The 11,304-nt window shown below is 73.1% G+C and carries 14 protein-coding genes; 4 read left to right on the forward strand and 10 right to left on the reverse strand.

All coding sequences use genetic code 11. From position 1 onward, the window contains the following. Positions 1-28: 28 nt before the first annotated feature. Complete coding sequence (locus tag KXC43_RS32440) at positions 29-1,525, forward strand: PP2C family protein-serine/threonine phosphatase (protein WP_221380012.1); 1,497 nt, start codon at positions 29-31, stop codon at positions 1,523-1,525. A 12-nt stretch (positions 1,526-1,537) separates the two neighbouring features. Here KXC43_RS32440 and KXC43_RS51500 read toward each other — a convergent pair whose 3' ends face one another. Genes KXC43_RS51500 through KXC43_RS32450 form a run of 3 tightly spaced genes read right to left on the reverse strand, consistent with a single transcriptional unit; the run spans position 1,538 to position 2,639 of the window. Further along, positions 1,538-1,672 (reverse strand): hypothetical protein, encoded by a 135-nt coding sequence (locus tag KXC43_RS51500; protein WP_255645222.1) that lies wholly within the window; start codon positions 1,670-1,672, stop codon positions 1,538-1,540. 8 nt (positions 1,673-1,680) lie between these two features. After that, positions 1,681-2,091: a hypothetical protein gene (locus KXC43_RS32445; RefSeq protein WP_221380013.1), complete on the reverse strand. Its 411-nt coding sequence runs from the start codon at positions 2,089-2,091 to the stop codon at positions 1,681-1,683. Continuing rightward, complete coding sequence (locus tag KXC43_RS32450; RefSeq protein ID WP_255645223.1) at positions 2,088-2,639, reverse strand: RNA polymerase sigma factor; 552 nt, start codon at positions 2,637-2,639, stop codon at positions 2,088-2,090. Before KXC43_RS32450 ends, KXC43_RS32445 begins: the two co-directional genes overlap by 4 nt. A 40-nt stretch (positions 2,640-2,679) precedes the next feature. On the opposite strand from KXC43_RS32450, the gene KXC43_RS32455 reads away from it, so the two are divergent. After that, positions 2,680-3,108, forward strand: a complete 429-nt coding sequence (locus KXC43_RS32455; protein ID WP_221380015.1) for a hypothetical protein — start codon at positions 2,680-2,682, stop codon at positions 3,106-3,108. A 93-nt stretch (positions 3,109-3,201) separates the two neighbouring features. Here the strand turns inward: KXC43_RS32455 and KXC43_RS32460 are convergent, their stop codons facing one another. Further along, positions 3,202-3,597, reverse strand: coding sequence for an ATP-binding protein (locus KXC43_RS32460; RefSeq protein WP_221380016.1), 396 nt, complete (start codon positions 3,595-3,597; stop codon positions 3,202-3,204). After that, on the reverse strand, positions 3,594-3,926 hold the full coding sequence (locus KXC43_RS32465; protein ID WP_221380017.1) for an STAS domain-containing protein: 333 nt from the start codon (positions 3,924-3,926) through the stop codon (positions 3,594-3,596). Before KXC43_RS32465 ends, KXC43_RS32460 begins: the two co-directional genes overlap by 4 nt. Positions 3,927-4,091: 165 nt before the next feature. Between KXC43_RS32465 and KXC43_RS32470 the strand changes: the two genes are divergently transcribed. Continuing rightward, positions 4,092-4,811 carry a laminin G domain-containing protein gene (locus KXC43_RS32470; protein ID WP_221380018.1) on the forward strand — a complete coding sequence of 240 codons (720 nt, stop codon included), beginning with the start codon at positions 4,092-4,094 and terminating at the stop codon, positions 4,809-4,811. 42 nt (positions 4,812-4,853) lie between these two features. Next, positions 4,854-6,443: a serine/threonine-protein kinase gene (locus KXC43_RS32475; RefSeq protein ID WP_308129357.1), complete on the forward strand. Its 1,590-nt coding sequence runs from the start codon at positions 4,854-4,856 to the stop codon at positions 6,441-6,443. A 79-nt stretch (positions 6,444-6,522) separates the two neighbouring features. On the opposite strand, the gene KXC43_RS32480 is transcribed toward KXC43_RS32475, so the two are convergent. The 5 genes from KXC43_RS32480 to KXC43_RS32500 all read right to left on the reverse strand — a co-directional run bounded on the left by KXC43_RS32480 (position 6,523) and on the right by KXC43_RS32500 (position 11,169). After that, positions 6,523-6,939: a hypothetical protein gene (locus KXC43_RS32480; RefSeq protein WP_221380019.1), complete on the reverse strand. Its 417-nt coding sequence runs from the start codon at positions 6,937-6,939 to the stop codon at positions 6,523-6,525. 93 nt (positions 6,940-7,032) lie between these two features. Then, a complete protein-coding gene (locus KXC43_RS32485) occupies positions 7,033-8,043 on the reverse strand; it encodes a LacI family DNA-binding transcriptional regulator (RefSeq protein WP_221380020.1) in 1,011 nt (336 codons plus the stop codon). A gap of 204 nt (positions 8,044-8,247) precedes the next feature. After that, on the reverse strand, positions 8,248-9,465 hold the full coding sequence (locus KXC43_RS32490) for an MFS transporter (RefSeq protein ID WP_221380021.1): 1,218 nt from the start codon (positions 9,463-9,465) through the stop codon (positions 8,248-8,250). After that, positions 9,462-9,926, reverse strand: coding sequence for a MarR family winged helix-turn-helix transcriptional regulator (locus KXC43_RS32495; protein ID WP_308129358.1), 465 nt, complete (start codon positions 9,924-9,926; stop codon positions 9,462-9,464). The genes KXC43_RS32490 and KXC43_RS32495 overlap by 4 nt, the downstream gene beginning before the upstream one ends. 19 nt (positions 9,927-9,945) lie before the next feature. Then, positions 9,946-11,169, reverse strand: coding sequence for a GAF domain-containing sensor histidine kinase (locus KXC43_RS32500; RefSeq protein WP_221380022.1), 1,224 nt, complete (start codon positions 11,167-11,169; stop codon positions 9,946-9,948). Positions 11,170-11,304: the final 135 nt, after the last annotated feature.

Genomic DNA, 11,304 nt, shown 5'->3' on the forward strand with positions numbered 1-11,304 from the left:
GGTTCCGCGTCCCGACTAGGCTGAGCGCATGGCCGACGACGAGGTGGCCCACGTCGTACGCGAAATGCTGTCCGTCATTCCCGCCGGTTGCTCCTGGCTCCTGCCGGTGACCGGCGAGGACGGCCGCGTGCGGGACTTTCGCGTGGCCGCGACCAGCGGGCCGGGTCACGACATCCACCGCCGGGGCACGAGCCGCATCGACCACCTTCTCAGCGAGCTCTACCCGAGCCTCGTCGGCGGCCCGCTGTGGCAGCTCTACCTGGGGGTCGAGAGCACCGGCGAACCGGCCGAACTGCGCGAATTCCGGTACGACGAGAAAAAGGCCGGCGTCGTCGCACATTCACTCTTCGACGTGACCGTCCATCGTGTGCTGGGCGGCCTGCTGGTGTGGTGGCAGCGGCTCGACGAGGACCGCCGGCGCCTGCGACGGACCGAGCAGTTGGGCAGCCTCGGCTGGACCGAGTACGACCTGATCACCGGCGCCGTCGGCTGGTCCCCCGGCATGTACGAGATCTTCGAGCGCGACCCCGAGCTGGGCCCCCTCGGCCGCGGCGAACAGGCAGCGGCGATGCTCGACGAGGACCGCAGCCTGGCCGAGGCGGTCTGGCAGACGCTCGACAGCGGCGCCCCCTCCGACATCACGGCCCGCTTCCGGATCGGCGGCACGGTCAAACACCTGCGCGTCCTCTCGGACACCGTCGGCGACGCCGACGGCAACCCGGTGAAGATCAACGCGGTCGTGCAGGACGTGACCGTCCGCGAAGACTCCCGTACGGCCATCGACCGCCTGCGGGACCAGCTGCACACCCGCGAGATGACCGCCCTGGCCGAGCACCGCCTGGCCGCCCAGCTGCAACACCTGATCCAGCCTGTCCCGCGCGAGCCGCTGCCCCTGCCCGGCGTGCGGGTGCGGGTCAACTACCGCCCGGCCGAGAACACGGTCCGGGTCGGCGGCGACTGGTACCACGCCGACCGCCTGACCGACGGCCGGGTGCTGCTGGCCGTCGGCGACGTGGCCGGCCACGGCCTGGGCGCGGCGAACGGCATGGCACACCTGCGGTTCGCGCTGATCGCCTGGCTGTCGATCGGACTGCACGACCCGGCCGAGCTGCTGAGAAACCTCAACCGCCTGTGCGGCCGGCTGCGCCTGACCGCCACGGCCGTGATCAGCGTCTACGACCCGGGATCGCGCGAACTGGCCTGGGCCCGCGCCGGCCACGCGGCTCCCCTGCTGGCCCGGGACGGCAAGGCGGCAGCGATGGCCCTCCCGGAGGGCCGCCTGCTGGGCGCGGACGACGGCAGCCCGTACGAGGTCTGCCGCTCCCGCCTGACCGCACGAGACCTGCTGCTCCTGTACACCGACGGCCTGGTCGAACGCCGCCACGGCCCACCACTGCTGCCCCGGATCCTCGACCTGCTGGCCGCCGCGTCATCCGACCGAGCCGCCATGCCGGAGCTGGCGGCCGGCCTCGACCGCCCCAGCCCCGACGACGACACCTGCACCCTGCTGGCCGAGGTCACCTGAGCCGGCCGCTGCTCACCGCGGGGTGAGCGCCACGATCCGGCTCAGCGCCGGGTGGGCGCGACGGTCCAGCTCAGCGCGGGGTGAGGCCACGATCCGGCTCAGCGCCGGGTGGGCGCCACGATCCGGCTCAGCGCGGGGTGAGGCCACGATCCGGCTCAGCGTGGGGTGGGCGCCACGGTCTGCGCCGATGGGGACGAGGCAGGGGTCGACCCGACCGTGGCCGGCGAACGCGACGGCGCGGGCGGCGAGACGGACGGTGACGCGGACGGCGAGGCGGACGGCGAGGCGGACGGCGAAATGGCCGGGGACGAGGCCGGCGAGACGGGTGACGCGGGCGAGACCGGCGGCGCCGGCGCGGGGCCCACGGGACGGAGCAGGGCGAACGCCATGATCGACACTGCCGCCGCGGCGAGGCCGGCGGTCAGCGGCAGCCACCACCGGGTCACCCTGCTCCGTCGGGCCGACCCGGACGGCGCCGGCGCCGGGCGCAGGTCGCGGACGGTCACGGCGGCGGCCCGGGCGGACAGCGCCCCCCGCAGGCGCCGTTCCACATCGGTTTCGGTCATTTCTCCTCCAGCTGGGCGCGGAGCAGCGTCAGGGCGCGGTGCGCGGTCGACTTGACGGTCCCGGCGGTGATCCGCAGAGCGCCGGCGATCTCCTGCTCGGACAGGCCGGACCAGTAGCGCAGCACGACGACCTGCCGCTGACGGGTGGTGAGCCGCCCCAGAGCCCGGATGACGTCCCGGTCGCCCGCTCCGAGCAGGGCTTCGTCCTCGGCGGCGGGCGCCGGCTCCGGGCGCGGAGGCAGATAGGCCCGGGCGATCCGGCGACGGCGCAGCGCCGACCGGGCCGCGTTCATGACGGCGGACACCAGGTAGGCGTTCGGGTCGGCCACGGCGCCGAGTCCGGTGCCGTGCCGGCGGTACAGCCGGGTGAAGACGTCCTGGACGATGTCCTCCGCGGTGGGCAGGTCGTCGACCATGAGCACGGCCAGCCGGACCAGCGGCAGGCGGCGCTCCCGGTAGAGCTCGTCGATCGCGGGCGCCGCGGGCGCCTCCGTCACGACCGGGCCGGCGGCGGTCCCTCGCCACCTGCGCAGCAGTGACAGGGGCATCGGCAGCACGAAGATCACTGATGGCCTCGCGGTGTGGGTGGTGGTGCGGACGGACCGGGGGCGCGCCGGCCGTACGGGCGGCCGGCGCGCGGAACCTCAGGAAGCGGCTCGGGTCGACGACCTCGGCGTGGGCGCGATGGTGGGCGTCCGGGGCGAGGCGGCGGGCGAGGGTTCGGCGGTCACCGGCGCCTTGGAGGAGGAAGGCGTCGGCTCGGCCTTCACCGGCGCCTTGGACGCGGAAGGGGCGGGCTCTGCGGTCGTAACCGGCGACGTGCTCGCGGCAGGCGACGTGCTCGCGGCAGGCGACGTGCTCGCGGCAGGCGACGTGCTCGCGGCAGGCGACGTGCTCGCGGCGGGCGCGGGAGTCGTGTCGTCGGCGAAGGCGGCCGCGGCGGTCACCCCGCCGATGACGACGACGACCACGGCTCCGGCGGCGACCGCGAGGGTCCGGGTGGATCTGCGCATCTAGGGCTCCAGCTGTCAGTCGGTGCACTGTCGCCTGGGAGGACGCGCGAACCCGGAAAAGGTTGGCGGCTTCGCGGTGATCCACGACACACCGACCTCAGTTGGGCGACTCCAGGTCGAGGAACAGGCGCACCCGGGTGCCGTCGGGGGCCGTGTCGACGCCGACCTCGTCGCAGATGCGCTCGACGATGGCCAGGCCTCGGCCCCGGAGGGCGTCGGCGGCGGGCATGGCGCGGCCCAGCACCCGGACGGAGCCGCCGTCGATCACGTCGCAGACGATGCGGCCGTCGGCGAGGTGCAGGCGGACCAGGCCGCCGCCGGCGGTGTGCTGCAGGGTGTTGGTGGCCAGTTCACTGACGGCCAGAGTGAGCAGCTCGGCTCGATGTTCGGGCAGGCCGAGGCGGGTGGCGCCGGTGCGGACGAACTCGCGGACCCGGGCCAGGTCGCCGGGTTCGGTGTACGGGAATTCCGAGCCGGGAGTGTCGCCGTTCATCCGCCCGCCGTTTTTCCGTCGCTGACCGAACCCAGCAGGGTGCCGACGCCGGTGATGTCGAGGACAGCGGCGACGGCGCCACTCGGGTTGAGCAGCGCGACCCGGCCGCCCCGGGACTGGGCCTCGAGGTGGGCGGTGACCAGACCGTGAACGCCGCTGGAATCGAGGAAGTCGAGCGCGCCGAGGTCGACGATCACCAGCGGGGCCGTGCGGACGGCGGTCTCGAGCACCGCGTGCAGCTCGTCGCGGACCGCCAGATCGCACTCGCCGGCCAGGATCACCCGCACATGGCCGGCTTCCTGTTGCGTTGTCGCCTCGAAGTTCGGCATTCCCTCCCCTTGCGTGCCGGGTCACATCATGACATCAACGGTGCCGGTTCCCAACGATGTCCGGCTGGCGGGCGAATCCCCAGCCGTTCTCTTGCGCGGGGAAAAGGCCCTCTGCGTAGGATCAAACCGTCAAATACGGCAATAAACCGCACACGGGGATGAACCATGCGAATGAAGCCTCTGTGGCTTGTCTCTGTCGCGGCGGCCGGCCTGCTCGCCTCCACGGGCGGCGCGGCCACCGCCTCCCCCGATCATGAGCTGGCGTACTGGACCATGAACGAATCGCCCGGCGCCCGCACGATGCGCGACGTCAGCGGGCACGGCTTCGACGGGCAGATCGGCCGCGAGGTCGCGGTCGGCATCCGGTCGGACGGCCGGACCGCGTACGGCTTCGAACGCCTCGAACCCGACACCCCGCCCACCCGGCCCGGTCACCTGGTGATCGTCCCCGACGACTCGCGACTCGACCCCGGCAGCCGCGACTACGGCATCGAGATGCGGCTGCGCACCCGCGACCACTTCGGCAACGTCGTGCAGAAGGGGCAGGCCACGGTCCGCGGCGGCAGTTTCAAGCTGCAGATCCCCAACGGCCGGGTGCAGTGCTGGTTCCGGGGTTCGAACACCTCGCTGCTCGTGACGGCGCCCCGGCAGATCAACGACGGACACTGGCACACCGTACGGTGTGAACGAACCGGCGACGGCGTGAGCCTGGCCATCGACGGGCGCACGGTGGCCGAGCGCTCCGGCTGGACCGGCCCGATCGCCAACTCGTGGCCCATCGCGATCGGCGGGAAGTCGGAGTGTGACCAGGTGGACGTGGGCTGTGACTACTTCGCCGGGGACATCGACTACATCGCGATCGACGTGGAAGATCCCGGCTGGTAACAGGTGTTGACACCCGTCCCGATCCTCCGCGATTGTTCCCTGGTGAGCGACGAGTGGCCGATTGCGGGAACCCTGCTGGCGGCAAGATACCGGCTGGTCACGCTCCTGGAGACGGGTGGCATGGCCCAGATCTGGCGGGCCGACGACGAGCTGCTGGCCCGCCCGGTCGCGGTCAAACTGCCCAAGGGCTCGCAGGTGGTCTGGCGCGAGGCGCGCATGTCCGCGAAGCTTCAGCACCCGAACATCGCGGCCGTCCACGACTACCGCGAGGCGGTCCGGGCCGACGGCACGGTGGCGCCGTTCGTAGTCATGGAGCTGCTGGCCGGCGAGAGCGTGGCGGCCCGGCTCGAACGGGAGCCGATCGAGCTGCCGGAGGCGGCCCGCATCGGCGCCGCGGTGGCCGACGCGCTGGCCGCGGCCCACGCCAACGGGGTCGTGCACCGCGACATCAAGCCCGGCAACGTCATGCTCACCCCGACCGGCGTGAAGATCCTCGACTTCGGCATCAGCGCCACGGCCGGCGAGCCGGACGACGACGACACCGGTTCGACGTTCGGCACGCCGGCCTATGTGGCGCCGGAACGGTTGGACGGCATGCCGGCCGAGCCGGCGACCGATGTGTACGGGCTCGGCGTGCTGCTGTTCGAGATGGTGACCGGGGATCCGCCGTACCCGGTGGACACCTGGGAGGAGTTGGCGGAAGCACGGGCCACCGGGCCGAACGTGCTGCCGCCGGATCTGCCCGCCGTCTTCCGGTCGCTGGTCGGCCGTTGCCTGGCCGACGACCCGGAGCTGCGTCCCGGCGCCGAAGAGATCCGCTTCGACCTGACCGCCCTGTGGCTCAAGGTCGAGGACCCGCCGGGCGCCGAGCCGCCGGGCGCCGAGCCGCCGGCCGCATCCGCCGTGGGCGGCCGCGCCGGTGGTGGCGGCGTTGCTGCCCGCGCTGATTCCCGGGTGGCCGGCCCGGCGCGATCGAGGCCGGCAACAGGGCCGATTGGTGAGCGTCCAGCCGACGGCCGGCCCGGCACCCACCCGGACAGCCGAGGGGGCGCCCCGGCCGGTCGCTCGCCGCGGGGCACCCGGTCCACCGCGCCGCAGCAGCGCGCGTACGCCGCAGGCCGGGCTCCCGCCGCAACACTCGCTCTGACTCCGGCCCCGACCCGGCGCTGGGTGCTGGGCGTGACTGTGGTGGCTCTGCTGGCCGCAGTGGGCGGCGCCGTGCTCGCCGTCAACTGGCCGAGGCCGACCAACGAGGCCGCCCCCGAGTTGCCGCCCCCGCCCGTCGTCGTGTCGGAGTCGCCGGCGCCGCTCCGCACACCAGCAAGCACACCGCCGACGACCCCCCGCTACGCCCCCACGCCGAAGCGGGCGGCCCCCACGCTGACCTTCGACGACGCGGTGGGTCGCTTCCGCAGCGCCGTGGAACAGGCCGACATCCGCTCCGATGTGGCCCTCGACCTGCTCAACCTGCTGCGCCCCCTGGCCAACGGCGACGGCGACAACGTCGGCGGCCAGGTCGACGCCCTGCGCCGCAAGATCAACGACCGGGCGGGCGAGGGCAGTGTGTCCCCGGCTCAGGCCACCCTGCTGCGTTCCCGCCTGGCCGACGTGAACCGGGCCGCGGGCACCTGACCACGGTCAGGCGTCCAGGCAGCGACCGTCCGGCAGCAGGCCCGCGTACCACTCGTGCCAGCGCTCGTCAGGACCATCGTCAGGCGTCCAGGCAGCGACCGTCCGGCAGCAGGCCCGCGTACCACTCGTGCCAGCGCTCGTCCGGGGGCGGAGTCACGTCGCCCAGCACGCAGACGTCGCCGACCCGCACCGCGTAGAGCAGCGCGCCCGGCACAGTGGGGTCGTTGTCGCGGCCGAGCCGCACAGTGACCTCGGCATAATCGCCGGCGGCCAGCGCCTGTCGCACCTTGGCCGCGTCCGCCTCGGTGGCCGACAGCTCACCCGCGCCGGCGTCGTGCACCCTGAGGTGCACGGCCACGGCGGCCTCGTCGAGCGCCTCGTCCTCGCCGATGCGCGGCACACTCGTACGCCGATCGCTGTCCTTCAGTTCGAACGCGCAGTGCCCGTCCTCGTCGTTGACCGGATCCGAACACGTCGCGGCGCTCGCGGCGCCCACGACCGGATCCTTTCCCGGCCCGCCGCACGCTGTGACCAGCGTCAGGGTCGCGGCCGACGCGATCAGCCCCCACAGAGATCTCACGGCGCCGGGTCAGGCCGAGCCGCGGATCACGAGCCGCGTCGGCAGCACGATCTCGGCGTCGCCCGGCTCGCTGCCGTCGATCTTGGCCAGGAGCAGGCGGACCATCTCGCGGCCCATCTCCGCGATGGGCTGGTCGACGCTGGTCAGCGGCGGGTCGGTGTGGCGGGCGATCACCGAGTCGTCGAAGCCGATCACGGCCACGTCCTCGGGCGTCCGGCGGCCGTACCGGCGCAGCACCTGCAGGGCGCCCGCGGCCATCATGTCGGAGGCGGCGAACACCGCGTCCAGGTCAGGGAACTGCTCGAGCAGGCGGTGCATGGCGTCGGCGCCGCTCTCCTCGCTGAAGTCGCCGAAGGCCACCGGCCCGTCGCCGACCACGTCGCGGTAGCCCTCGAGCCGGGCGATGCCGGCCGCCATGTCGAGCGGGCCGGTGATGGCGGCGATGCGGCGGCGGCCCTGCGACCACAGGTACGACACGGCCTCACGGGCGCCGGCCCGGTTGTCGGCATCGACGTAGGTGCCTCGTTCGGCGTACATGGGACGGCCGACCCGCACGGTCGCGACGCCCCTCTCCTCGAGGACGGAGGGCAGCGGGTCGTCGCCGTGCAGCGAGAGCAGCAGAGCGCCGTCGACGTGCTGCCGGGTCAGGTAGCCCTCGAGCCGGCGGCGCTCCTCGGGAGCCTGCGCGATCATCAGCACCATCTGGAGGTTGCGGGCGACCAGCACCGACGAGATCGACTGCACGATGCGCCCGAAGAACGGCTCGGCGAAGAACCTCTCGCCCGACTCGAAGATGACCAGGGCGATCGAATCGGTACGCTGGGTGACCAGCGTGCGGGCGGCGCGGTTGGGCACGTAGCCCAGTTCCTGGATCGCGTCCTCCACGGCCTGCCGCGCCCGCGGGCTGACCTGCTGCGACCCGTTCACCACACGGGACACGGTGCCCCGGCCGACACCGGCGCGCACCGCGACCTCTTCCAAGGTCGGCCGGCCGCTCGCCCGGTTCCGCTCCGTCGTCATCGATGGCACCTCTCCGGCGCGCTCGACACAAGCACGCCCGACACCGGCGTGCCCTGTTCGTCACGCCGGAAGGAGCGCAACCGGTGGTCGCGCCCGACACAAGGTACCTGCCCGGCGCTTGCGGCAACATGATCGTTCCGGTCAATCCCGGGACGGAGTGTCGCCGAATTGCCGCAACTGGGACATGAATCCTGGGATCAGACGCTACGGAGCGTTGCGGAAGCGGCGGAGCTGGGGCGTGGACGCGGCGATGGCGGCCGTGGCGACGACGGCGGTGAGCCCACCCAGGGCCAGCGCAACTCCGCCCGAGGTGCTGGCCGCCACCAGTCCGGCCCGCAGGTTCCCGAGTTGCGGACCGGCCGAGCCGGCGACGTGTTCCAGCGACGAGATCCGGCCGCGGAAGCCGGGTGGCGTCACCGTCTGGACCACCGTGCCGCGGGAGACGACCGCCCACGTGTCGGCGGCACCCGCGACCGCGATCAGCGCCAGGAAGACCACCAGGCTGCCGGTCAGCCCGGCCAGTCCGAGGGCGACCGCCCACACCGCGCCGCAGATCAGCATCAGCCGGCCCGGATGCGGCTGCCGGGTGGCCGCTCCGGACAGGACCATCGCCAGCACGCCGCCCACCGCGAGCGCCGTCGTGAACAGGCCCAGCACCTCGGGCCGGCCCCCGAACTTCTCGGCGTTCACCACCGGGAACAGCGCCACCGGCATGGCCAGGAGGGTGGCGGCCAGATCGGCCAGCAGGGCACCGCGTACGGCGGGCGTTCTCCCCGCGTACGCCAGACCGGCCCGCACCGACCGCCAGCCGGGCGCCCCCTCGGCCGCCGGCACTCCGGACGGCAGCCCGGCCAGCCCGATCAGCGCCGCCGCGAAGGTGAGCGTGTCGAAGGCCAGGCACCAGCCCACCCCGGCCGCCGCCGTCAGCACACCCGCGGCGGCCGGCCCGAGCAACATCGCCAGCTGGAACGAGAGGTGGTTGAGGGCCAGGCCCGCCGCGAGCCTGTCCCCGCTCAGCAGCAGGGGCACGAACGTCTGGCGGGCCGGGCCGATCAGGCCGCCCAGGGCCGCCTGCGATGCCACCAGCAGCAGCATCGCGGGCACGCCGCCGACGTCGGTGAACGCCACGAAGGTCATCGCGGCCGACAGCACGACCTGGACCACCGTGCAGCGCAGGGCCAGCCGGCGCCGGTCGACGTGGTCGGTGAACGCGCTGCCGGCCAGGGCGACGACGATCAGCGGCAGGCCGGTGGCCAACCCGACCAGGCCGACCGCGGCGGCGCTGTGCGTACGGTCCCAGACATAGAAGACGACGGCGAACGCGCCGAACTGACCGCCGAAACCGGACGCCGTCGTGCCCAGCCAGAGCCGCCGGAAAGTCGGGTTCTCGCGCAGCGGCCGCAGGTCGGTCAGGACCCTCATCGATCGACGGGGCGGAGGCGCTCCGCGAACGACCGGGCCGCCAGCAGGGCCCGCAGGTCGGCCACCACCCGGGTCATCGAGTAGGGCAGTTCCTCGTCGAGCTGCCGCACCGCCGCCTCGGTCGACCGCCACTCCGCGACCAGGAACGGCATGATCTCGTGCGACCGGGCGGTGAGGCCGATGGGCCGCGTACGGCCGTCGTCCCCCGCCGTGCTCTCGACGAACCCGGCCCGGGCCATCGCCGCCGCGGTCTGGCTCATCGCCGAGTGCGAGACCCCGCGCCGGGCCGCGAGCTCGCGGATCGTCATCGGGCCGAACCGGTGCAGGGCGATGAGCGGCCCCACGAACCGGGTGCGCATGCCCTCGATGCCGGCCTCGGTGTAGAGGGCGGCGATGTCGCGGTCGAGATCCGCCAGAAGGGCGTGCAGGTCGCTCCAGTGATTGCTGTCGAGCAGGTCCACCGGAGCAATGTAACAGCGCTTATATAACTCCGGAAACGCCCGGCAGGCTGACGATGATCGCCGCGCCCCGCCCGGGTTCGCTCTCGATGCGCATCGAGCCGCCGTGCCCGTCGACGATGGCCTTGACGATGCTCAGGCCCAGGCCGGCCCCCTGCACCTCGGCACGTTCGGCGTAGGCCGAGCGGCGGAACGGGGCGAGCACGCGCTCCCGGTCGCCCGGGTCGATGCCGACGCCGGTGTCACGCACCGTCAATTCGACCTGGTCACCCCGGACCGTGGCGCCGACCGTGATGCGACCACGGGGCGTGAACTTCACCGCGTTGAGCACCAGCCGTTCGATCACCTGGACGAGCCGGATCTCGTCGGCCTCGACCAGAACCGGCTCGGGGGCGTCGGCCCGGATCTCGAGCCCGCGGCCGGCGGCGAGGACCTGATTGCGTACGACCGCCGCCCGCGACAGCTCGGCCAGGTCGAGCCGGCGCTTGGTGAGCCGCAGCTGGTCCTGCCCGGCCTGGGCCGCCAGCAGCATGTCGTCGACGAGAGCCATCAGCCGGTCGGAGTTGCGCCGGATCCGCCTCAGGAAATCGATGCCGGCCGCCGGCTCCACGTCGTCGTCGGCCAGCATCTCGAGGTACCCGTTGATCGAGGTCAGCGGCGTCCGTAGCTCGTGCGTGACCCGCGACACGAACTCGTCCCTGACCTTGTCGGCCTCGCGCAGTCGCTCGTTAGCGGCGTCGACCCCGCGGGCGTACTGCCGCAGCTCGAGCTGGGCGATCACATGCCGGGCCAGCGTGCGCAGACCCTGGCACTCGGCCGGCGTGAGCAGCCGCGGCTCGTGGTCGATGACGCACAGGCTGCCCAGCACCTCACCGGTCGAGGTCACCAGCGGCGCGCCGGCGTAGAAGACGATGTTCGGCTCGCCGGTGACCAGGGGGTTGGCCTGGAACCGCGGGTCGATGCGGGCGTCGGGCACCTGCATGACGTCGACGGCGTACATGGCGTGCGCGCAGAACGAGTCCTCCCGGGCCGTCTCGCAGAGTTGCAGGCCGACCCGCGCCTTGAACCACTGGCGGTCGGCGTCGACCAGGCTGACCAGGGCGATCGGCGTCCGGCACAACTGCGCGGCGAGCACCGCGATGTCGTCGAAATCGCTCTCGGGCGCCGTGTCCAGCACACCGTAGTCGCGCAACGCCGCGAGACGCCGCTGCTCGGCGGCGTCCGCGTGAACCAGGGTGACCGGCATGTCCCGCGCCCTTCGTCGATGTGCCTGGATTGCTCCCGTCGGGGCTTAACGGTCGGCGCCGGCCCCAGCGGCCTGAGCGGTCCTCCGGGTGCAGGGCGGTGATCAGGGGTTGCCTCTGCGGTGCCTTACGCGGCG

This window comes from Paractinoplanes polyasparticus (assembly GCF_019710575.1).
Lineage (GTDB): Bacteria > Actinomycetota > Actinomycetes > Mycobacteriales > Micromonosporaceae > Actinoplanes > Actinoplanes polyasparticus.